This is a genomic window from Phenylobacterium aquaticum (assembly GCF_022695515.1).
Classification (GTDB): domain Bacteria; phylum Pseudomonadota; class Alphaproteobacteria; order Caulobacterales; family Caulobacteraceae; genus Phenylobacterium; species Phenylobacterium aquaticum.
The window spans coordinates 32,281-53,429 of record NZ_JALDPT010000036.1; the positions used below are offsets into that span (position 1 = coordinate 32,281).

General features: G+C 69.1%; 17 protein-coding genes and 3 pseudogenes. 10 read left to right on the plus strand and 10 right to left on the minus strand.

What is annotated here, in order from left to right; genetic code table 11:
- Positions 1–213: a hypothetical protein gene (locus MQH10_RS21340; protein WP_242566000.1), complete on the plus strand. Its 213-nt coding sequence runs from the start codon at positions 1–3 to the stop codon at positions 211–213.
- Here the strand turns inward: MQH10_RS21340 and MQH10_RS21345 are convergent.
- A complete protein-coding gene (locus tag MQH10_RS21345) occupies positions 210–1,814 on the minus strand; it encodes a cisplatin damage response ATP-dependent DNA ligase (protein ID WP_242566001.1) in 1,605 nt (534 codons plus the stop codon). The two genes, MQH10_RS21340 and MQH10_RS21345, sit on opposite strands and share 4 nt — an antisense overlap.
- Positions 1,811–2,820, minus strand: a pseudogene (locus MQH10_RS21350) (ligase-associated DNA damage response exonuclease). Before MQH10_RS21350 ends, MQH10_RS21345 begins: the two are co-directional and overlap by 4 nt.
- A 145-nt stretch (positions 2,821–2,965) precedes the next feature.
- Between MQH10_RS21350 and MQH10_RS26565 the strand changes: the two are divergent.
- The 3 genes and pseudogenes from MQH10_RS26565 to MQH10_RS21360 all read left to right on the plus strand — a co-directional run bounded on the left by MQH10_RS26565 (position 2,966) and on the right by MQH10_RS21360 (position 4,005).
- Positions 2,966–3,094 (plus strand): hypothetical protein, encoded by a 129-nt coding sequence (locus tag MQH10_RS26565; RefSeq protein ID WP_272887073.1) that lies wholly within the window; start codon positions 2,966–2,968, stop codon positions 3,092–3,094.
- Positions 3,095–3,143: 49 nt separating this feature from the next.
- Positions 3,144–3,596: a PaaI family thioesterase gene (locus tag MQH10_RS21355; RefSeq protein WP_242566002.1), complete on the plus strand. Its 453-nt coding sequence runs from the start codon at positions 3,144–3,146 to the stop codon at positions 3,594–3,596.
- 62 nt (positions 3,597–3,658) lie between these two features.
- A pseudogene (locus MQH10_RS21360) lies at positions 3,659–4,005 on the plus strand (PaaI family thioesterase).
- On the opposite strand, the gene phnD reads toward MQH10_RS21360, so the two are convergent.
- Positions 4,002–5,006 (minus strand): phosphate/phosphite/phosphonate ABC transporter substrate-binding protein, encoded by a 1,005-nt coding sequence (phnD, locus tag MQH10_RS21365; protein WP_242566003.1) that lies wholly within the window; start codon positions 5,004–5,006, stop codon positions 4,002–4,004. The pseudogene MQH10_RS21360 and the gene phnD overlap by 4 nt on opposite strands.
- 114 nt (positions 5,007–5,120) lie before the next feature.
- Here phnD and MQH10_RS21370 point away from each other — a divergent pair, with 114 nt between their 5' ends.
- The 5 genes and pseudogenes from MQH10_RS21370 (at position 5,121) to MQH10_RS21390 (ending at position 11,688) form a co-directional block, all read left to right on the plus strand.
- Positions 5,121–6,803 carry a lysine--tRNA ligase gene (locus tag MQH10_RS21370; RefSeq protein ID WP_242566004.1) on the plus strand — a complete coding sequence of 561 codons (1,683 nt, stop codon included), beginning with the start codon at positions 5,121–5,123 and terminating at the stop codon, positions 6,801–6,803.
- Positions 6,804–6,938: 135 nt separating this feature from the next.
- Positions 6,939–7,412: a MerR family transcriptional regulator gene (locus MQH10_RS21375; RefSeq protein ID WP_242566005.1), complete on the plus strand. Its 474-nt coding sequence runs from the start codon at positions 6,939–6,941 to the stop codon at positions 7,410–7,412.
- A gap of 144 nt (positions 7,413–7,556) precedes the next feature.
- Positions 7,557–9,343: pseudogene (locus MQH10_RS21380) on the plus strand (acyl-CoA dehydrogenase C-terminal domain-containing protein).
- 2 nt (positions 9,344–9,345) lie between these two features.
- A complete protein-coding gene (locus MQH10_RS21385; RefSeq protein WP_242566006.1) occupies positions 9,346–9,801 on the plus strand; it encodes an OsmC family protein in 456 nt (151 codons plus the stop codon).
- Between the two features lie 156 nt (positions 9,802–9,957).
- The gene (locus tag MQH10_RS21390; RefSeq protein WP_242566007.1) at positions 9,958–11,688 is read left to right on the plus strand and encodes an ATP-binding protein; all 1,731 of its coding nucleotides are present in this window, start codon (positions 9,958–9,960) and stop codon (positions 11,686–11,688) included.
- Here the strand turns inward: MQH10_RS21390 and MQH10_RS21395 are convergent.
- The 4 genes from MQH10_RS21395 to MQH10_RS26570 all read right to left on the minus strand — a co-directional run bounded on the left by MQH10_RS21395 (position 11,685) and on the right by MQH10_RS26570 (position 14,545).
- Positions 11,685–12,089, minus strand: coding sequence for a very short patch repair endonuclease (locus MQH10_RS21395; protein WP_242566008.1), 405 nt, complete (start codon positions 12,087–12,089; stop codon positions 11,685–11,687). The genes MQH10_RS21390 and MQH10_RS21395 overlap by 4 nt on opposite strands.
- A gap of 17 nt (positions 12,090–12,106) precedes the next feature.
- On the minus strand, positions 12,107–13,096 hold the full coding sequence (gene cysK / locus MQH10_RS21400) for a cysteine synthase A (protein WP_242566009.1): 990 nt from the start codon (positions 13,094–13,096) through the stop codon (positions 12,107–12,109).
- A gap of 107 nt (positions 13,097–13,203) precedes the next feature.
- Positions 13,204–14,346, minus strand: a complete 1,143-nt coding sequence (locus MQH10_RS21405; RefSeq protein WP_242566010.1) for a DNA cytosine methyltransferase — start codon at positions 14,344–14,346, stop codon at positions 13,204–13,206.
- Positions 14,347–14,413: 67 nt separating this feature from the next.
- Positions 14,414–14,545, minus strand: coding sequence for a hypothetical protein (locus MQH10_RS26570; RefSeq protein ID WP_272887074.1), 132 nt, complete (start codon positions 14,543–14,545; stop codon positions 14,414–14,416).
- Between the two features lie 129 nt (positions 14,546–14,674).
- On the opposite strand from MQH10_RS26570, the gene recQ reads away from it, so the two are divergent.
- Complete coding sequence (gene recQ, locus MQH10_RS21410) at positions 14,675–16,495, plus strand: DNA helicase RecQ (protein ID WP_242566011.1); 1,821 nt, start codon at positions 14,675–14,677, stop codon at positions 16,493–16,495.
- Here recQ and MQH10_RS21415 read toward each other — a convergent pair.
- The 3 genes from MQH10_RS21415 to MQH10_RS21425 form a co-directional block, all read right to left on the minus strand.
- Positions 16,492–17,568, minus strand: a complete 1,077-nt coding sequence (locus tag MQH10_RS21415; protein ID WP_242566012.1) for a methyl-accepting chemotaxis protein — start codon at positions 17,566–17,568, stop codon at positions 16,492–16,494. The two genes, recQ and MQH10_RS21415, sit on opposite strands and share 4 nt — an antisense overlap.
- Before the next feature lie 230 nt (positions 17,569–17,798).
- Positions 17,799–20,216, minus strand: coding sequence for a DNA topoisomerase (ATP-hydrolyzing) subunit B (gene gyrB / locus MQH10_RS21420; RefSeq protein ID WP_242566013.1), 2,418 nt, complete (start codon positions 20,214–20,216; stop codon positions 17,799–17,801).
- On the minus strand, positions 20,213–21,149 hold a 937-nt coding region (locus MQH10_RS21425), incomplete at its 5' end, for a DNA replication/repair protein RecF (RefSeq protein ID WP_272887075.1). The genes MQH10_RS21425 and gyrB, both read right to left, overlap by 4 nt.

Below are 21,149 nucleotides of genomic sequence, written 5' to 3' on the forward strand. Positions count from 1 at the left end.
ATGGCGCGGCAGACCTATGCGACCCTCGGCGACCCTGTGCGGGCCTTCGAGGCCCTGCGCCCCTATGTCGACCAGCTGCGGGTGATGCAGCGCCAGTGCAAGCCGTTCGGCCGCGACTATCATGCGATCGCCATCGCCATAGAGGGCCTGGAGACGGCGGCCTATCATTTCACCCGCCGGCCGCGGTTCTATGAGGCCCAGCCCGGGGGCTAGTCGAGCATACGCTGCAGGGTGGTCAGCTCGTCCGCCTCGCCGGGGGACTTGTCCCAGCGCAGGCGGTGGACGCGGGGAAAGCGCATGGCCACCCCGGACTTGTGGCGGGTCGAGCGCTGCAGTCCCTCGAAGGCGACCTCCAGCACCAGGCCGAAATGCGGCTCGGCGCGGACCGAGCGCACCGGGCCGAAGCGCTCGACCGTATTGTCGCGGACGAACTTGTCGATCTGCTTCAGCTCCTCGTCGGTGAAGCCGAAATAGGCCTTGCCGACCGGGGTCAGGCTGCGCTGGCCCAGCGCGTCCGTCGTCCAGACCCCGAAGGTGTAGTCGGAATAGAAGCTGGAGCGCTTGCCGTGGCCGCGCTGGGCGTACATCAGCACCGCGTCGATCAGGTGCGGGTCGCGCTTCCACTTGAACCAGGGCCCCTTGGGCCGGCCGGCCTCATAGATTGAATCCGCCCGCTTCAGCATCACGCCCTCGGCCAGCTGGGCGTCGCCCTCCGGCGGATCCGACCTCAGGTCCGCCAGACCTTCCCAGGTCTCGAAGGGCTGCAGGGGCGAGAGGTCGATGCGCCCGGACCCCAGCCGCGCCACCAGGGCCTCCAGCCGTTCACGGCGCTCCAGGAACGGCAGGTGACGCAGATCCTCCGCCCCCTCGGCCAGCAGGTCATAGGCGCGGATGGCGGCCGGATAGGTCTGGATCAGCTTGGCGTCGACGGTCTTGCGGTTCAGCCGCTGCTGCAGGTCGCCGAAGCTGGCCAGCGCCCCGTCGCGGACCACCAGCAGCTCGCCGTCGATCACGCCCTCGAAATCCAGGGCCTCGACCATGTCGGGGAAGGTTTTCGAGATGTCGTCGCCGGTGCGCGAATAGAGCCGGCGCACCCCGCCCTCGTTCACCGCCTGGATGCGGATGCCGTCCCACTTCCACTCTGCCACATAGGCGGCCGGGTCCAGGCGCGGGAAATCGACGGCCTCGTCTATGGCCTGGGCCAGCATCACCGGCCGGAACCGGCCCGGCGAGACGGCCGAGGGCCGATCGGATCGCCCCTCCAGCCAGGCGAACAGGTCCCCATAGGGCGCGCTCAGGCCGTGCCAGACCTCCTCGATCTCGGCGACCTCGACCCCGCCCAGCTGGGCGAGCGCCTGCTTGGCCAGCCGCGCGGAGACCCCGACCCGAAGCCCTCCGGTCATCAGCTTGAGCAGGGCCCAGCGGGCGGTGGGGTCGAGGGCGTCGAGCCAGGTCTCGATCAGCCTCTGGACCTCGCTGCGGCTGGCGGAGGTCAGGGCGTCGATGACTTCGGAGAGCTGCGGCTCGCGGTTGGCGCCGGGTTTGGCCTCCCAGACCAGGGCCACGGTCTCGGCCAGATCGCCCACATAGTCGTAGGACCAGCGGAACAGCTGGGGATCCATCCGCGCCTCGGCGGCCTTGCGGATGAAGGCCGGCTTGGCGGCGTCGAAGCTGAGCTCGCCGGTCAGGGCCGCGAGCGCCCAGCCCCGGTCGGGATCGGGGGTCTCGGCCAAATAGCCGACCATCAGGGCGAGCTTGGTGTTGCGCGACGCCGTGAGCGACAGGCGGTCGAGGAGATCGGCGAAGGCCCTCATTCGGCGTCCTCGTCCTCATAGCCGACCAGGGCGAGCGCCCGGGCCTCGACCCCGTGCAGCTGGGACCAGCGGGTGAGCGCCTCCTCCCGCCCGTGGGTGATCCACAGTTCCCCGGGGCGCAGCTCGTCCACCGTGGCGGTCAGCTCGTCCCAGTCGGCGTGGTCGGAGAGGATCAGCGGCAGCTCGCAGCCCCTCTGGCGGGCCGGGCCCGGACCCGCATCCAGCCGGAAGCGAAGGCGGTCACCGGATCGGCGAAGCGCCGCGACCAGCGATCCTGCAGGGCCGAGGGCGGAGCGATGACGATCTCGCTGGCGAAATCGCCCTTGGTCGTGGAGGTGGCCGGGGCGAGCGGTCCCAAAGCCACGCCGTGGGCCTCATAGAGCCGGTTCAGCCGCTCCAGGGCGCCATGGACGAAGATGGGGCGGTCCCAGCCCGCCTCGCGCAGCAGGGCGATCACCCTTTGCGCCTTGCCGAGCGCATAGGCGCCGACCAGGTGGGTGCGGTCCGGAAACTGGGCGACCGAGCGCAGCAGGCGGGCGATCTCCTGCTCGGCCGGGGGATGGCGGAAGACCGGCAGGCCGAAGGTCGCCTCGGTGATGAAGACATCGCAGGGGACCGGCTCGAAGCCCGGGCAGGTCGGATCGCGGCGGCGCTTGTAGTCGCCGGAGACCACGCAGGTCAGGCCCTGCCAGCGCACCACCGCCTGGGCCGAGCCCAGCACGTGGCCGGCCGGGACAAGGGTCACCTCCACGCCGTCGCGCACGACCGCCTCGCCATAGGCGCCGGCCTGTTCGACGCCGGTGAAATCGGCGCCGTAGCGCTCGGCCATGATCGCCAGGGTCTGGGGCGTGGCCAGCACCGTGCCGTGGCCCGCGCGGGCGTGATCGGCGTGGCCATGGGTGATCACCGCGCGGTCCACGGGGCGGACGGGGTCGATATAGAAGTCGCCCGGCGGACAATAGAGCCCGGCCGGTGTCGGGCGCAGCAGAGCCTCCGGGCGGATCACCGCCCCGACCTTACGGGAAATTTAGATTGTGAATTCAAGGTCATGACCAAGACTTAACGGGTGTTCTGACGCGTGCGGACCTATACCCCGCGCCAAGACGAACGGGCCTCCCCGCCTGTCGCAAGCAAGCTGAAAGAACACGCCAATGTCCAACCTGTTTCATGTGTCCCCCAACTTCAACGCCAGCCGCCTGGGCGGCCTCGCCTCCCTGCTGATGGCCGCCCTGCCGATGGTGGCTCTGGCCATGATCGCCTTCGCCGGCGGCCTCGCCTGACCTTCCGTAAAGATTGACCACACCGGTCCCCTGGATCAAACCGGGGGACATGATCTCTCCGGAAGACGCCCTTAAAGCCGCCGCCCACATGGCGACCGCCGTGCCGCACGCCGCCGCGCTGGGGTTCGAACTGGTCTCCATCGGCGACAATCGCGGCGCGATCCGCACCCCCTGGCGCGAGGAGCTGGTCGGCGATCCGGCCACGGGGGTCATCGCCTCGGGCGTGGTCACCGCCCTGCTGGACCACTGCTGCGGCCTGGCGATCACGGCGGGCAAGCGCGAGGCCTTCTCCACCGCCACCCTCGACCTGCGCATCGACTATATGCGCCCGGCCGCCCCGCGCATGGGGATCATCGCCGAGGCCCACTGCTACAAGCTGACCCGCTCGATCGCCTTCGTCCGCGCTCAGGCCTGGGACGAGGACCCCACAGACCCGATCGCCACGGCCCAGGCCGCCTTCATCCTCAACGGCCCCGCGCCCCTGCCCGGAGCGCCGACGTGAGCACGCCTGCCGAACAGCTGAAGACCTTCCTGCAGTCGGTGCCCTATATCCGCTTTCTCGGCATGACCGCCGAGCTGGCCGGGGACGAGATGACCGCCATCCTGCCCTTCGCCCCCCACCTGATCGGCAACACCTTTCTGCCGGCCCTGCACGGCGGGGTGATCGGCGCCTTCATGGAGATGACGGCGCTGGCCCAGCTGTCGGTGGTCCAGGAGACTCCCAAGGTCCACAAGACCATCGACGTCACCATCGAATATCTGCGGCCCGGCCGGTCCATGACCACCTACGCCCGCGCGACCTGCGCAAGGTCGGCCGGCGCATCGCCAATGTGACGGTCGAGGCCTGGCAGGAGGCGAAGGACTCGCCGATCGCCGCCCTGCGCGGCCACTTCCTGCTCAGCGGCGACTAACCCGCCGGGGTCAGTTTCTTCTGCTCGGCGTGGACGTCGTCGAGCATCTTCTGGGCGGCGGCGATGGCCGGGGCGTCCTTCTTGTTCTTCGCCTCGATCAAGAGCTCGGTCGCTTCCATCTCGCGGACGGGCAGCAGGTGGGTCGCATTGGCCGGCTTGAACGGCCCGGTCTGGATGACCTTGAGCACGGAGCGCTGGCGGTCCGCCTCGGGGCCGGTCCCGGTCCCGTAGGTGAACATGAATTTCGAGATCTTGGCCTTCAGGGCCGGGTCGAGGTCGGCGCGCCAGATCATCGGGTCTTCCGGAATGGTCGGCGAGGTCCAGATGATCTTGATGTTGTTCACGATCTTCTGGGCCATGGGGTCGGACTTGGCGGCCAGGCGCTCGATCGACTGGGTGTTGTTGGTCGCCGCGTCGAGCACGCCGGAGCCGATCGAGAACAGATTGGCCTCGTGATTGGCCGACCGCACGGTCTTGAAGCAGTCGACCGGATCAATGCCGCGCGGGGCGAACAGATAGGTCATGGGGGCCAGGGTGCCCGAGGTCGACTTGGCGTCGCCGATGCCGAAGTTCAGGCTCTTGTCGCACTTGAGCAGGCCCTCGAGGGTGAGCTTGCTGTCCTTGGGCACGATGATCACCGACTGGTAGCCGTCGGGCTTGTTGTCCGGCTTGGAGGTGCGAGCGAAGACCTCGCCGCCCGAGCGGCGCACGGCCTCCAGGCCCGACTGGTTGGTGAACCAGCCCATGTCGGTCTGCTTGAAGCGCATGGCCTCGACCGCGGCGGAATAATTGGCCCCGAAGAAGGGCTTCACCTTCATGCCGGTGGCCTTTTCCATGTCGGCCAGGAAGGGCCCCCACTGGGCGGCCTGGGATTGGGCGTTCTCGGTGGAGACGATCGAGAACAGGATTTCGGTCTTGGGCGCGGGCTTTTCAGCCGGCTTGGAACAGGCGCCGAGGGCGAGAACGACGCCGAGCGCAGCGAACTTGAAACCGGATTTCATTGGACGTCCCCCAGAGATTGACCGGTCCTATGCTGCATTTCCGTGACGCTTCTTCGAACGTCCGCGCGGAAATGGTTCTTGAGGCCGGGCGCTTACGGCGGTAACGCGCGGACCATGTCCCTGCAAGGTCTCTCCCATCAAGCCCGTGACGCCAAGAGCTGGCCCTTCGAACAGGCCCGCCTCCTGCTGGATCGGATCCTGCGCCTGCGTCTGTCCGACGCCGAGCGCGACGCCGCCGCGACCCTGATCGCCGCCGGCAAGGCCGCCGATGCGGTCAAGACCTTCGCGGCCCTGAACAAACCGGTCGTGTTCCAGTGCGGCTTCGGCGCGTCGGGCCTGCCGCACATGGGCACCTTCGGCGAGGCGGCGCGCCCGACCATGGTGCGCAACGCCTTCCGCGCGCTCACCGAGGACCAGATCCCGACCAAGCTGATCGTCTTCTCCGACGACATGGACGGCCTGCGGAAGATCCCGGACAACGTCCCCAACCGCGAGATGCTGGAGGAGGATCGCGACAAGCCGGTCAGCCGGGTCCGCGACCCGTTCGGCGAATATGAGAGCTTCGCCCACCACAACAACGCCCGTCTGCGCGCCTTCCTCGACGGCTTCGGCTTCGACTATGACTTCATGTCCTCGACCGACTGCTACAGCTCCGGTCGGTTTGACGGCGTGCTGATGCGGTTCCTGGAGCGGTTCGACGCCATCCAGGCGATCATGCTGCCCACCCTGGGCGAGGAACGCCGCGCGACCTATTCGCCCTTCCTGCCGATCAGTCCCAAGACCGGCCGCGTGCTGCAGGTCCCGACCCTGGAACGCCATCTCGACCGCGGGACCATTGTCTTCGCCGACGAGGACGGGACCCTGACCGAGGTTCCGGTGACGGGCGGCCATGTGAAGCTGCAGTGGCGGCCCGACTGGGCGGCGCGCTGGACGGCCCTGGAGGTCGACTTCGAGGCCTCGGGCAAGGACCTGATCGATTCCGTCCGCGTCTCGGACAAGCTCACCAAGGTGCTGGGCGGGGTTCCGCCCCAAGCCTTCCACTTCGAGCTGTTCATGGACGAGAACAACCAGAAGATCTCCAAGTCCAAGGGCAACGGCCTGACCATGGAGGAGTGGCTGCGCTACGGCGCGCCCGAGAGCCTAGCCTATTACATGTACCAGTCGCCGAAGTCGGCGAAGCGGCTCTATTTCGACGTCATCCCCAAGGCGACGGACGAATATCTGCAGCAGCTGGACGCCTTCAACCGCCTGCGGGCCGAGACCAATGCGCCGGCGCTGGACAACCCCGCCTGGCATGTCCACCGCGGGACCCCGCCGGACAAGGGCTCGCCGGTGTCGTTCTCCCTACTGCTGAACCTGGTCTCGGCCGCCGACGCCTCGACCAAGGACATCCTGTGGGGCTTTATCAGCCGCTATATCCCCGATGCGAGCGCCGAGACCCAGCCCCTGCTGGACCGTCTGTCCGACTACGCGATCAACTACTACGAGGACTTCGTGAAGCCCTCGAAGACCTTCCGCCTCCCCGATGATCGCGAGCGGGCGGCGATGCAGGACCTGATCGCCCGGTTCAAGGCCCTGCCGGCCGGGGCCGACGCCGAGGCGATCCAGAACGAGGTGTTCGAGGCTGGCAAGGTCGCCGGCTTCGAGCCTCTGCGGCTGTGGTTCACCGCCCTCTATGAGGTGCTGCTCGGCCAGAGCCAGGGTCCGCGCTTCGGCTCCTTCGCGGCGATCTTCGGCCTGGAGCGCACCATCGCCCTGATCGAGCGCGCCCTGGCCGGAGACTTCGTGGCCGCCTGACTCCCCGCGGAGGCGATCACGCATCCGTGATCGCCTCTCGCAGCGGTAAGTGATCGTCGATCATATTGACGTGCGCGGAAACCTGCCTTACGCGTTGGTCAACCAACAACGACGGTCCAACAAGGGAGGACGACCATGCCCATGGAACTGCGCCGACCGGCGCGCACCTTCACCATCCGCCAGCTCTGCCAGGAATTTAAGTGCACGCCTCGGGCGCTGCGCTTCTATGAGGACAAGGGCCTGCTGACCCCGGCCCGCGACGGCATGAACCGCGTCTATTCCTACAAGGACCGGGCCCGGCTGCAGCTGATCCTCAACGGCAAGCGGGTCGGCCTCGCCCTGGCCGAGATCGGCGAAATCCTTGATCTCTATGAGGTCGGCGACAATTGCGCCGCCCAGAACGCCAAGTCGCTGACCAAGTTCCGCGAGCGCATCGTGGCCCTGGAAGCCCAGCGCCGCGACATCGACAACGCCATCGAGGAACTGGTCCGGGCCAGCGAGCGCCTGGAAAAGCACCTGGCCACCACCCGCCCCGACCTGCTGCCCCAGGCGGCCGACTACGATCAGGTCCTGCGCGCCCGGCTCGGCGATCTCGAGCACGCCCGCTAAGACCCGTCCGGCTTTGGAGCCCTTTTTGGACGCGGCGATTCCGCTGCGGCCAAAAAGGCTCTAAATCGACAGCCTAGAGCGTGACGGTCGCCGAACCCGGCGGCCACTTCTCGGTTGTCACGCTCTCAGGAGCCCGGACCGCAGATGACCTACCAACCCCCCGTTCGCGACCACGCCTTCCTCCTGCGCGATGTGCTGGAGATCGAGAAGTACGCGGACCTGCCGGGGTTCGAGGACGCGGCCATCGATGTGGTCGACCAGATCATCCAGGAGGCCGGGCGCTTCACCTCCGAGGTGCTCGCCCCCCTGAACGCCGTGGGCGACAAGCAGGGCTGCACCTGGAACCCCGACCACACGGTCACCACGCCCAAGGGCTTCAAGGAGGCCTACGCCCAGCTGGTCGCCGGCGGCTGGCCGGCGCTGGGCGCTGACACGGCCTATGGCGGCCAGGGCTTGCCCCATGTGGTGAACCTGTCCTTCTCCGAGATGAGCTCCTCGGCGAACATGGCCTTTTCCATGTATCCGGGCCTGACCCACGGCGCCTATTCGGCGATCCTGAACGGCGGCTCGCCCGAGCAGAAGGCCCTGTACCTGCCCCATCTCGTCTCCGGGAACTGGGGCGGGACCATGAACCTGACCGAGCCCCACTGCGGCACCGACCTCGGCCTCTTGCGGACCAAGGCGGTCCCCCAGGCCGACGGGACCTACAGGATTTCCGGAACCAAGATCTGGATCTCCGGCGGCGAGCACGACATGGCCGAGAACATCGTCCACCTGGTGCTGGCCCGGATCGAGGGCGCGCCGGAGGGCGTGCGCGGCATCAGCCTGTTCATCGTGCCGAAGTTCATCCCCGACGCCGAGGGCAAGCCGGGCGCGCGCAACAGCGTGTTCTGCGACGGCCTGGAAGAGAAGATGGGCATCCACGGCAACGCCACCTGCGTGATCCGCCACGAGGAGTCGACCGGCTGGCTGGTCGGCGAGGAGAACCGGGGCCTGGCCCTGATGTTCGTGATGATGAACGAGGCCCGCATCGGGGTGGGCCTGCAAGGGATCGCCCAGGCCGAGGCCGCCTATCAGGCCGCCGCGACCTTCGCCAAGGAGCGCCTGCAGGGCCGCTCCCTGACCGGCCCGAAGAACCCCGACGGCCCCGCCGACCCGATCATCGTCCACCCCGATGTGCGCCGCATGCTGATGGACTCACGCGCCGTCATCGAGGCCGGGCGCGCCTTCCTGTTCTGGACCGCCTGCAGGGCGACCTGGCCCACGCCAGCCCTGACGAGGCTGTGCGCCAGAAGGGCAATGACTACATGGCCCTGATGACCCCGGTGGTGAAGGGCTTCCTGACCGACAAGGGTCTGAAGGTCTGCTCCGACGCCCTTCAGATCCATGGCGGCTCGGGCTTCACCGAGCACTTCCCGGCCAGCCAGTACATGCGCGATGTCCGCATCGCCCTGATCTATGAAGGCACCAACGGGGTCCAGGCGCTCGACCTGGTCGGGCGCAAGCTGGCGGCCAATGGCGGCCGCGCAGTCATGGGCTTCTTCGGCGAACTCGACGCCTTCGTGGCGGCGAACCAGGACGACGCGGCGCTGAAGCCCTTCACCGAGGGCCTGGCCGACGCCAAGGCCAAGCTGCAGGAGGGCACCATGTGGCTGATGCAGAACGGCCTGGCCAATCCGGACAACGCCGGCGCGGCCTCGACCGACTACATGCACCTCTTCGGCCTGACGGCTCTGGCCTACATGTGGTGCCTGATCGCCAAGACCTGCCAGGCCAAGATCGCCGCCGGCGACACCGACCCCTTCTATGCGACCAAGCTCACCATCGGCCGCTACTACATGCAGCGCATCCTGCCCGACACAACGGGCCACCTGGCCAAGCTGACCAGCGGCTCGGAGCTGATGATGGCCCTGCCGGTCGAGGCCTTCTGAGCATGGCGAAATATACGGCCGACATCGCCTGGGCCCTGCGCGACGGCGAGGATTTCGCCAAGGGCCGCTACAGCCGCGGCCACGTGATCAGCTTCGACGGCGGCCTGATCGTGCCGGCCTCAGCCTCGCCGCATGTGGTCGGCAAGTGGGCCGTGCCGGAGGCCGTGGATCCGGAGGAGATGTTCGTGGCGGCGCTCTCCAACTGCCACATGCTGACCTTCCTGCATAAGGCGCGGCTGGCCGGGTTCGTGGTCACGGCCTATGCCGACAAGGCCGAGGGGGTCATGGAGGAGATCGCGCCCGGCCGCATGGCGGTGACCAAGGTCTGGTTGCGGCCGGAGATCACCTGGGAAGGCGCGCCCCCTGACGCCGATCAGCTCGCCGCGCTGCACCACGCCGCCCACGAGGAGTGCTTTATCGCCAATTCGGTGAAGACCGAGGTGATGATCGGGGCCTGACCCCAAGTCTTCGCGTGGGTTGAGCTGGCGATTTCTGGCGCCCCCTCAGAATTCACACCCAATTTGGGCACAACTTTACGTTTGATTCAAAGCCCGAGCCCATGCTCGCGCCTCGAACCTGCACGACTGCAGCCTGACGCGCGCCGGGACGGCCTTATGGACACCCCCGACACTCCCGATCTTGCCGGCGCCTTGATGGCCCGCCGCGAAGGCGTGCGGCCCAACCTGATCTTCGCCGTCTTCTACGCCCTGTGCTTCATGCCGGTGGTCGGCTGGCGCGCCAGTGTGGTCTGGCTGTCCGCCTATGGCGTCCTTCAGGCCGCCGAATTCCTGCTGTTCCGCGCCGGTCGCGCGATCAACCGCCCGGCCGGGCGTCGGATCGCCCTCTTGCTGCTGGCCCTGAACTCCACCGTGTTCGGCTCCCTGGCCATCGCCTCGATCCTGGCCCGCGGCCCCTGGGGCCTGGTCTGCGGCGGTCTGTTCCTGGGCGTCGGCGTGCTGAAGACCGTGGTCACCAGCCAGAAGTCGCGGGCGGCCTATGCGGCCTCCATGGCGCCCTATGGCGTCTATCTGATGGTCACGGCGATCTTCGCCTGGCGGCTGTCAGGCGCCTCGTTCTTCGGGGTCGCGATCGGCATGATCAGCGTGCTCTTGGTGTTTTCCTCGACCCTGCTCTGGCGCTCAGCCGCCGATGCGCTCGAAGCCCAGCGCGAGGCGCGCGAAGAGGCCGAGGAAGGCCGCCGGGTGGCCGAGGCCGCCGTCGACGCCAAGTCGGCCTTCATCGCCATGGTCAGCCACGAACTGCGCACCCCGATCAGCGCGATCCTGGCGGGGGCCGAGGCCATCGGCCGCCGGCCGGGAGCGGAGCCCGCCCTGCGCAGCGAGGCCGAGCTGATCGGCCAGTCAGGCCGCATGATGCGCAGCCTGCTGAACGACCTCCTGGACCTGGCCAAGATGGAGGCCGGGGCGATGCGCATCGAGACCGTCGCCTTCGATCCCGCCGCCATGGTCACCGACACCACCGCCTTCTGGCGGGCCGAGGCCGCCCGCAAGGGCCTGATCCTCACGGTCGAGGGCCTGGAACGGGTCGCCGACTGGCGGCGCGGAGACCCCACGCGCCTGCGCCAGGTGCTGAACAACCTCTTGTCCAACGCGCTGAAGTTCACCGAGACCGGCGGGGTGGTCCTGGCCCTGGACCGGGACGGGGACCATTTCGCCTTCTGCGTCGCCGACACCGGGCCCGGCCTGACCCCCGCCCAGCTGGAGCGGCTGTTCACCCCCTTCGAACAGGGCTCCGCCTCCACCGCCCGCACCCATGGGGGCACGGGCCTGGGCCTGTCGATCAGCCGACACCTGGCCCATCTGATGGGCGGGGATCTGACCGCCGACGGAACCCCCGGACAGGGCGCGATCTTCACCCTGTCCGTGCCGATGGAGCCGGCCCAGCCGCACGAGGCGCCGGCGAATGCGGCGGTCGAGCTGGCCGAGGCGGTCCGGGTCCTGGTCGTCGACGACCATGAGATCAACCGCCGCGCCGTCGCCCTGATGCTGGAGCCCTTCGGCATCGAACTCACCGAGGCCGCGTCCGGCCAGGAGGCGCTCGACCTGGCCCAGGCCGCGCCCTTCGACGTGATCCTGATGGACGTCTACATGCCGGGTCTGGACGGGCGGGAGACCTGCCGTCGGCTGCGCGCGGGCGCCGGCCCCAATCGGGCGACCCCGGTGATCGCCTGCACCGCCACCGGCAATGATCGCGACCTCATCGAATGCCGCGAAGCGGGCATGACCGGCCACGCCGCCAAGCCCTTCGATCCCCGCGACCTGGTCGCCGCCCTGTCCCAGGCGATGGAGCGCCAGGACGAGGACACCCGGGCGGCGGTGGCCTAGAGCATCGCCTCCAGCCGCGCCCTGAGCGCGGCCGGGTCCCTGAGCTCGCATTCCCAGACGGTTTCGACCCGCCAGCCGGCGGCGTCCAGGTCGGCGCGGTTGCGCTGGTCGCGGGCCTGGTTGCGCGCCACCTTGGCGACCCAGTAGTCGCGGTTGGCCTGGGGCACGCGGGCGCCGCGGGCGCAGTCGTGGCCGTGCCAGAAGCAGCCATGCACGAAGATCGCCAGCCGCCGCCCGGCCAGGACGATGTCCGGCTTGCCCGGCAGATCCTTGCGATGCAGCCGGTAGCGCGCGCCCAGGCCGGTCAGGGCCTTGCGCACCGCCAGTTCCGGCGTGGTGTTCTTGCCCTTCACCCGGGCCATGACCGCCGACCGCTTCTGAGGCGAATAGACGTCGGTCATGGCCGGCGCGCCCGGCCCTACAGCCCCTCGAACAGGGCCGTGGAGAGATAGCGCTCGGCGAAGCTCGGGATGATGGCGACGACCAGCTTGCCCGCGAACTCGTCACGGCTGGCGACGTCGAAAGCGGCGGTGAGCGCCGCGCCCGAAGAAATGCCGACCGGGATGCCTTCCTCGGCCGCGACCCGACGGGCCATGGCGAAGCTGTCCTCATTGGACACCTGGATGATCTCGTCGATCACCCCGCGATCGAGGATCGAAGGGACGAAGCCGGCCCCGATGCCCTGGATCTTGTGCGGGGCCGGCGCGCCGCCGGACAGCACCGGCGAGGACTGCGGCTCGACCGCGATCATCTTCAGGGAGGGCTTGCGGGGCTTCAGCACCTGGCCGAGGCCGGTGATGGTGCCGCCGGTGCCGACGCCCGAGATGATCGCATCGACGCGACCCTCGGTGTCATTCCAGATTTCCTCGGCGGTGGAGACCCGGTGGATCAGCGGATTGGCGGCGTTCTCAAACTGCTGGGGCATGACCGCCCCGGGAATGGCCTCGACCAGCTCGCGGGCGCGGGCGACGGCGCCGGCCATGCCGCGCTCGGGCGGGGTCAGCTCCAGCTTGGCGCCCAGGAGCAGCAGCATCTTGCGGCGCTCGATCGACATGCTCTCCGGCATGCACAGGATCAGCTTGTAGCCCTTGGAGGCGGCGACGAAGGCCAGCGCGATGCCGGTGTTGCCGCTGGTCGGCTCGACGATGGTGGCGCCCGGCTTCAGGTGTCCGGAGGCTTCCAGGGATTCGATCAGGGAGACGCCGATGCGGTCCTTCACCGAGCCGATCGGATTGAAGAACTCAAGCTTGGCCACGACCTGGCCCTTGGGCTTCAAGGCCTTGGTCAGGTTCGGCAGGGCCACCAGAGGCGTGTCGCCGATGGTGTCGAGAATGGAGTCATAGATCTTGCCGCGCCCAGCCCGCTTGTAGCGGGCGGCGTCATAGGTGGAGGCGCCGGTGTCGGCCATGGGGAATTGTCCTGTGCGAACCTGAGCCCGAACTTAGGCCGCCCGGCGGGATTTGGAAGGGAGCTTGTGGGCCAAAACCCCGTAGGTTTTCTAACAGCCCGGCGCGGTCAGGCCGCGACGACGGCGGGCGCCTGAGCCTCGAGCAGGGGCTCCAGCAGACGGGCGGCCAGCCAGCGCACGACCGGAACGGCCACGCCATCGCCCACCACATGCAGGGCCGAGGTCTCCGCCCGGGGCAGGCGGTAGGCGTCGGGCAGGCCCATCAGCCGGGCGCCTTCACGGCCGCTGATCAGGCGGGTGCGCACTTGCCCGGCGTCGGCGACCACCAGGGTCTGGCGGGAAGAGCCGCCGCGAGGCGTGCGCAGGCAGCCGGCCAGGCCATCGAACCGCGCCTCGGCCCTCTGGACCTTGGCGCCCTGCTCGACCCGCATGCGCCGGAACAGGCCGCCGACCACGCGCTCGCCGCCGGCCTGGGCCTGGGCGATGCGCGCCCGGTGCAGCGGCGACATCATGGCCAGCAGGATCCGGGTCTTGTCCGGCGTGTGCCAGGCGACGGCGTCGTCGGGCTCCAGAATGTCGGCAAGCGCAGTGTTCCGGCGGCCCGGCGCCTCGCCGCGCCACCAGATCCAGCGGGCGGCCAGCTCGGCCGGCAGCCGGGCCTGGGCCTCGCGCACGGCCCGGGTCTGGAACGGGCTGTCGCCGACCAGGGCGGGCGGAACGGGCTCACGGGTGGCGATCACGAACACGCGCGGCCGCGACTGGGGCAGGAAGGCCGCCGCGTCGATCTCCAGCGCCCCGAAGCGGTAGCCGGCGGCGGCCAAGGCGGCGCACAGGGCGGTGAAGTCCGCCCCGCCGTGGGAGGTGAGCAGACCGCTGACGTTCTCGATCACTACATTGCGTGGGGCGCGGCCCTCGGCGGCCAGGGCCTCGACCAGCCGCCAGAAGCCGAAGAAGGCCGAGGACCGTCCCCCCGCCAGGCCGGCGCGCCCGCCCGCCAGGCTGAAGTCCTGACAGGGCGAGGAGGCCCAGGCGAGATCGGCGCGGCCGGGCAGGCGCTCCGGCGCCAGCGCCCAGACGTCGCCCTCATGGAAATGGTCGGCGGCGTCGGGAAAATTGTCGCGATAGGTCGCCGCCTTGACCGGATCGAAGTCGTTGGCGAAGGCGCAGGTCCAGGCGTCGCCCAGCCCCAGACGGGCCATGCCGCCGCCGGCGAAGAATTCATAGAAGGTCAGGGGGCCGGCGCGACTCATCGGGCCCAAGTCTAGCCGATGATGGGCTGTTCGGAAGGACGCCCAATGCGGAGCGACCCGCGAAGGATCAGCCCGCGCCGAGTTCGACCGTGGTGATCTGGGACTTGGCCGCTGCGCGCTGGCCGGACGGGACGGGCAGCATCAGCCCCACCATCACGGCCGCAAGGGCGACCATCGACAGAAACGCTTTGAGCGCCATGGCAGGGTCCTCCTGAACCCTTTGAATGACGCACAGCCTAGCTTGGCTCGGTTAAGACTTCGGCTACGCCGGGGAATTCGCCGCCTGGGGCGCTGGACCGGCGACGGCGACGCGGGCCATAAGCCGCCCATGACCGCATCCTTGGACCAGGCCCGGGAGATCCTGCGCCGCACCTTTGGCCACGCCGAGTTCCGGGGCCGCCAGGCCGAGGTGATCACCGAGATCCTGGAGGGGCGCAGCGCCATGGCCGTGCTGCCCACCGGGGGCGGCAAGTCGCTCTGCTACCAGATCCCCAGCCTGATGCGGCCCGGCCTGGGTCTCGTCGTCTCGCCCCTGATCGCGCTGATGACCGACCAGGTGGCCGGTCTCGTGCAGTCCGGCGTCTCGGCCGCGCGGCTGGATTCCAATATCGAGCCCCGCGAGCGGATGGAGACCTGGGCGCGGATCGAGGCCGGAACGCTCGACCTGCTCTATGTCTCGCCGGAGGGCCTGATGCAGCCCTCCATGCTGGAGCGGCTCTCGCGCACGCCTCTGGCCCTGATCGCCATCGACGAGGCCCACTGCGTCAGCCAGTGGGGCCACGACTTCCGACCCGAATACCGGATGCTGGGCCGGGTCGCCGAGCTGTTCCCGACCGTGCCGCGCCTGGCCGTGACCGCCACGGCGGACGCCCGGACGCGGGAGGACATCCGCACCGAGCTGCGCCTGAAGGACGCCGCCGAATTTGTCGCCAGCTTCGCCCGGCCGGAACTGGCCCTGCAGGCGGAGCGCAAGCGCGGCGCGGGCCACAAGCGGGTGCTGGAGCTGGTGGAAGCCAGGCCCGATCGCTCCGGCGTGATCTATGCCGGCTCCCGCGACGGGGTCGACAAGCTGGCCGAGGCCCTGCGCGGCTTCGGGGTTCCGGCGCTCGCCTATCATGCCGGCCTCGACAAGACCGTCCGCGCCGAGCGCCTGGAGAAGTTCCTGGAAGCAGACGCCGCCGTAATGGTGGCGACCATCGCCTTCGGCATGGGGGTCGACAAGCCCGACGTCCGCTATGTGATCCACGCCGATCCGCCCGCCTCCATCGAGGCCTATTGGCAGGAGATCGGCCGGGCGGGCCGCGACGGCGAACCGGCCGAGGGCATCACCCTCTATGGCGCCGCCGACATGGCCTGGGCTTTCCGTCGACTCGACGGCCGCGACGTCGACGAGGAGGTCAAGTCGGTCCAGGGCCGCAAGGTCCGCCAGCTCTACGCCATGCTGGACGGGGTGACCTGCCGGGCCGCCGCCGTGCGGCGCTATTTCGGCGAGGAGGGCGTGGCCCCCTGCGGCCAGTGCGACATCTGCCTGGGCGCCGTGGCCACGGTGGACGCCACCCAGTCAGCCCAGAAGGCTTTGTCGGCGGTGCATCGCCTGGGCGGACGGTTCGGGCGCGGGCGGTTGATCGAGCACCTGCTCGGCAAGACCAAGGACCCGTCGAGCTTCGAGGCCGGGCTGTCCACCTTTGGCGTCGGCCAGGAGCTGAGCGCGGCGGGGTGGCGCGATCTGCTCGACCAATTGCTGTTCGACGGTCTCCTGAAGGAGGACCCCAATGACGGCCGTCCCCTGATCGGCCTGGGCGAGGCGGCCGAGGTTCGGCTGGTCTATCGCGGCGAGCGAAAGGTCGCCCTGCGCCAGGGCCTGGAGGAGAAGGAAGCCAGGAAGCCGCGCCGCAAGGTGCGCGAGGACCGGATCATGCCGGCCCAGGACCAGCCGGTGTTCGAGGCCCTGCGGGCCTGGCGCCGCGACGAGGCCGCGCGCCAGCACCTGCCGCCCTACGTGATCTTCCACGACCGGACGCTCGCCGAGATCGCGGTCGCGCGGCCCTCCGGCCTGTCGGACCTGGCCGCCATTTCAGGCGTGGGCGAAGGTAAGCTCGCCCGCTATGGCGAGGCGGTGATGGACGTGCTGCGCCAGCAGGCTGGCTAAGCGGCGCGGGTCGACTGCGCTTGGGCCTTCGGCGGCTCGCGCTGCAGGATGCAGCCGTACCAGCCCAGGCCCTGATAGGTCTCATAGCCGGGCGTCAGGGCGTAGCCGACCGTGGCCCCGTCCAGCGCATAGCTGCCCATGCTGACCGCGTCGCCGGGCAGGCGGAAGGTTTCCTCCAGCTCGCCCTTGCCGTCGGACGAGGCCAGCACCCGACCCTTGTGGTCGAGCAGCATGACCCGCGACCGGGCCGCCTCCTCCTCGGTCATCCGCACGCCATCGACCACCGCCTGGGCCTGGGGCTTCCAGTCGAAGTGGATGCCCAGCACGCCGATCGCCTTGCCGTTCGCCTGGCCGCCCTCGCGGATCGCCGTGGCGTAGGTGGCGACCGGCGCGTTGCCCAGGGCCGGGGCGCGTTCGATGTCACAGGCCACGAACTCGTCGCCCGAGCGGGTGCGCATGGATTGCTGAAACCAGCTGGCGCCGGCGACGGAGATGTCCTTGGCGCCCGGATAGCGATCCGGCCGACCGGTGGCGATCACCTTGCCGGCCCGGTCGCAGATCCAGAGGTCGAGATAGACGGTATAGGCGTCGAGGATCACCTTCAGCCGGCTGGAGGCGAAGCGCGAGGCCTGGTCCGAGGGCTCGGCCACGCAGCTGACCACGGCCGAATCCGTCGCCCACCAGCGCACGTCGCAGGTGCGCTCATAGAGATTGCGGTCGATGATCTCGATGGCGTTGAGGGCGAGGTCCGCCAGCCTCTGGCCGCGCAGGTGGCCGAGGATCGCGCCGCCCACCGCCGACAGTTCGCGCAGGTCAGCGCGGACCTGGGTCTCCATGCCCATGGCCACGTCGTCGATCTCGCTGGCGATGCGCTTGAATTCCTCGGCGACGATGGCGAAGGCCTTGCCCGCCTCCCCCGCCCGGGCCGCCGTGATCAGGGCGTTGATCGCCAGCATCTTGGCTTCGCGGTTGATCGACGAAATCTCGCCGATCTTGGCGCCGGCCACGGTGGAGAGCCGCTCCGAGAGTTCCAGAATTCGTTCTGGGACCAGGGTCCCTTCGGGCTCGGCCACGCGTTCCTACTCCAGCTCACACGCCGACGACGCACGCCAGCATTGTGGTGAGCGCGCTGATTCGGCAATCGAATCAGATTCTTAGTCAAGGGTGTGAAGAAGGGGTCAAACCGATCGCGGCGTTGGGCCGCACGCCTGCCGCAGGGGCGCCCAAAATGACCGTTGGTTGAAATTTCAGCGACGAGACGCCCGGCTGCACACTGAAAACGTGTACACGCCGGGCTCTCGCGTCAGATATCGACCTCGGCGTCCAGGGCGTTGGCCTGGATGAACTCGCGGCGCGGCTCAACCAGGTCGCCCATCAGTCGGGTGAACATGTCGTCGGCGTCGTCGGCGTGATTGACCCGGACCTGGAGCAGGGTGCGGGCGTCCACATCCAGGGTTGTCTCCCACAGCTGCTCGGGATTCATCTCGCCCAGCCCCTTGTAGCGCTGGATCGACAGGCCCCGGCGGCCGGCCTCCATGATGGCGGCGAACAGGTCGAGGGGACCACGCACGGTCGTCGCCTTGTCCTTGCGGGTGAAGAGGGCCGGCTTCTCGAAGGTGTCGGCCATGGCCTGGCTGCGCTCGGCCAGGCGCCGGGCGTCGGCCGCCTGCAGCAGCAGTTCGTCCAGCACCACGCGCTCGGTGACGCCGCGGCGCACGCGGGAGAAGAGGTAGCCGCCGGCCGGGGCGGGCTCGCCGCTCCAGGGGCCGTCGCCTTCCTCGGCGTAGAGGTTGAGCCGTTCGGCGGCCTTGGCCACGTCGCCGCCCTCGCCCAGCAGGCCGGCCAGCGCCGCCTGCTCGATGGCGAAGACCGGAGCGCGGGACGACAGCCGGTCGATATTGGCCTTGGCGCCGCGGGCCTGGTGCACCAGGCCCAGCAGGTCCTGGCCGGTCAGCCGCTCGCCGGAGGACAGGTCGAGGGTCGCGCCCTCGATGCCCTCGTCGATCAGATAGGTCTCGAGTTCGGCGTCGTCCTTGAGGTAGCGCGAGGACTTGCCCTTCGAGGCCTTATAGAGCGGCGGCTGGGCGATATAGAGATAGCCGCGCTCGATCACCTGCGGCATCTGCCGGTAGAAGAAGGTGAGCAGCAGGGTCCGGATGTGGGCGCCGTCGACGTCGGCGTCGGTCATGATGACGATCTTGTGGTAGCGGATCTTCTCGATATCGAAGTCGTCGCGACCGATACCGGCGCCCAGGGCCGTGATCAGGGTGCCGATCTGGTCCGAGCCCAGCATCTTGTCGAACCGGGCCCGCTCGACATTCAGGATCTTGCCGCGCAGGGGCAGGACGGCCTGGTTCTCGCGGTTGCGGGCCTGCTTGGCCGAGCCGCCGGCGGAATCGCCCTCGACCAGGAACACTTCCGACAGGGCCGGGTCCTTCTCCGAACAGTCGGCGAGCTTGCCGGGCAGGGAGGAGATGTCGAGCGCGGTCTTGCGCCGGGTCAGTTCGCGGGCCTTGCGCGCGGCCTCACGGGCGGCGGCGGCCTCAGCGATCTTCTGGACGATCTGCTTGGCCTCGACCGGGTGCTCTTCGAACCAGGTCGACAGCCCCTCGCCGACCAGGCCCTCGACGGCCGGGCGGACCTCGGAGGAGACCAGCTTGTCCTTGGTCTGGGACGAGAACTTGGGGTCGGGCACCTTGACCGACAGCACGCAGGTCAGGCCCTCGCGGGCGTCCTCGCCCGACAGCGAGACCTTCTCGCGCTTGGCCGCGCCGGAGCTTTCCGCATAGCTGGAGATGATCCGTGTGAGCGCCGAACGGAACGCCGCCAGGTGGGTGCCGCCATCCCGCTGGGGGATGTTGTTGGTGAAGCACAGGACGTTCTCGTGGTAGCCGTCGTTCCACCAGAGCGACAGGTCCACCTCGACGTTCTCGCGCTTGCCGCGGATCACGATGGGGGTCTTGAGCAGCGGGGTCTTGGCCTTGTCGAGGTGGCGCACGAAGGCCTCGATGCCGCCCTCATAGTGCATGACCTCGACGAAGGGCTCGGCCTCGCGATGGTCCTTCAGCCAGATGGTGACGCCCGAGTTCAGGAAGGCCAGCTCGCGCAGGCGGTGCTCCAGGGTCTTCCGGTCGAAATCGATGAAGGCGAAGGTGTCGGTCGAGGGCAGGAAGGTCACTTCCGTGCCCGACAGGGCTTCGCCGTTCTCGCGGCGCGGAGCCGGGCCGGTGATCACCAGGGGCGAGACCGCGTCGCCGCGCCGGAACTCCATCTCGTGGGTGAAGCCGTTGCGGTGGACCTTGAGCTTCAGCCAGTCGGAGAGCGCGTTCACGACCGAGACGCCGACCCCGTGCAGACCGCCGGAGACCTTGTAGCTGTTCTGGTCGAATTTCCCGCCGGCGTGCAGCTGGGTCATGATGACCTCGGCCGCCGAGACGCCCTCGCCCTCGTGGATGTCGGTGGGAATGCCGCGGCCGTCGTCGGTGACCGTGCAGGAGCCGTCGGCGTTGAGGATCACCTCGACCCGCGTCGCCCAGCCGGCCAGGGTCTCGTCGATGGCGTTGTCGACCACCTCATAGACCATGTGGTGCAGGCCGGAGCCGTCGTCGGTGTCGCCGATGTACATCCCCGGGCGCTTGCGCACCGCGTCCAGGCCCTTCAGGACCTTGATGGAGTCCGCGCCGTACTCGGCCGCGCCCTGGGTCTCGTTATCTTCGCTCATGCGCCGTCCAGAATGGCCAAAGCCTGACCGTCCACACGGACGCCCTGGGCTCGGTCGGTCAGATCTTCAAACAGGTGCTCGTCGGTTCCGGTCAGGAAGGCCTGGAGCCCGAGCGCCTCGATTTCGTCGAACAGCGCGGCCCGCCGACGGCGATCCAGATGTGCTGCGACTTCATCCAGCAGCAATATAGGGTTTGGCGCTGATTCTGCACGCGAAAGACGCGCGGCCTGGGCCAAAACCAGGTTCAAAATCAGGGCTTTCTGCTCCCCGGTGGAGCATTCCGCGGCCGGACGGTCCTTTTCGGCGTGGATGACCGCCAGATCGCCCCGGTGCGGCCCCGTTAAGGCCCGTCCGGCGGCCGCGTCGCGGTCGCGCGCGCCCGCCAGGGCCCGCGCCAACCGGTCCTCGATCTGCGCCAATTCAGCCCCCTCAGCGGCCATCCGCTCCCAGTCGCCGGTGAGCGTCATCCGCGCGCCGGGAAAGGGCCGGTCGCCGCGGCCGTCGATCTCTTCCTGCAGGGCCTGAAGGGTGCGGGCCCGCGCAGAGGCCATCAGCGCCCCGGCCTCCGCCAGGCGCGCCTCCAGGGCCGTCAGCCAGGTCGGATCGGCGGGACCGTCGGTCAGCAGCCGCATGCGCTCCCGCTGGGATTTCTCATAGGCCGAGGCATGGGCCGCGTGCGCCGGCTCAGCGGCGAACACCAGCCGGTCGAAGAACCGCCGTCGATCCCCCGCCCCCTCCAGGAACAGCCGGTCCTGGGCTGGCGTCAGCCAGACCTGACGCTGCAGATCGGCCAGGCGACCGGGCGGCACGGTCTCGCCCTCCAGCCGCACGGTGCGCCGCGCCGCGCCGGCGCTCTCCACCCCGGTCCCGACCCGCACCGGCTCGCCGTCCTGGTCGATCACCGCGGCCACCGCCCAGGCGCGCCCCACGCGC

Bases quoted from the DNA above. Each gene is read 5' to 3' on its own strand.
- MQH10_RS26570 (WP_272887074.1), bottom strand. From the start codon at position 14,545: ATGGCGCTCAAAGCGTTTCTGTCGATGGTCGCCCTTGCGGCCGTGATG.
- MQH10_RS21385 (WP_242566006.1), top strand. From the start codon at position 9,346: ATGGCGAAATATACGGCCGACATCGCCTGGGCCCTGCGCGACGGCGAG.
- MQH10_RS21390 (WP_242566007.1), top strand. From the start codon at position 9,958: ATGGACACCCCCGACACTCCCGATCTTGCCGGCGCCTTGATGGCCCGC.
- MQH10_RS21370 (WP_242566004.1), top strand. From the start codon at position 5,121: ATGTCCCTGCAAGGTCTCTCCCATCAAGCCCGTGACGCCAAGAGCTGG.
- MQH10_RS21345 (WP_242566001.1), bottom strand. From the start codon at position 1,814: ATGAGGGCCTTCGCCGATCTCCTCGACCGCCTGTCGCTCACGGCGTCG.
- MQH10_RS21395 (WP_242566008.1), bottom strand. From the start codon at position 12,089: ATGACCGACGTCTATTCGCCTCAGAAGCGGTCGGCGGTCATGGCCCGG.
- MQH10_RS21405 (WP_242566010.1), bottom strand. From the start codon at position 14,346: ATGAGTCGCGCCGGCCCCCTGACCTTCTATGAATTCTTCGCCGGCGGC.
- MQH10_RS21340 (WP_242566000.1), top strand. From the start codon at position 1: ATGGCGCGGCAGACCTATGCGACCCTCGGCGACCCTGTGCGGGCCTTC.
- MQH10_RS26565 (WP_272887073.1), top strand. From the start codon at position 2,966: ATGTCCAACCTGTTTCATGTGTCCCCCAACTTCAACGCCAGCCGCCTG.
- MQH10_RS21375 (WP_242566005.1), top strand. From the start codon at position 6,939: ATGCCCATGGAACTGCGCCGACCGGCGCGCACCTTCACCATCCGCCAG.
- phnD (WP_242566003.1), bottom strand. From the start codon at position 5,006: ATGAAATCCGGTTTCAAGTTCGCTGCGCTCGGCGTCGTTCTCGCCCTC.
- gyrB (WP_242566013.1), bottom strand. From the start codon at position 20,216: ATGAGCGAAGATAACGAGACCCAGGGCGCGGCCGAGTACGGCGCGGAC.
- recQ (WP_242566011.1), top strand. From the start codon at position 14,675: ATGACCGCATCCTTGGACCAGGCCCGGGAGATCCTGCGCCGCACCTTT.
- MQH10_RS21355 (WP_242566002.1), top strand. From the start codon at position 3,144: ATGATCTCTCCGGAAGACGCCCTTAAAGCCGCCGCCCACATGGCGACC.
- cysK (WP_242566009.1), bottom strand. From the start codon at position 13,096: ATGGCCGACACCGGCGCCTCCACCTATGACGCCGCCCGCTACAAGCGG.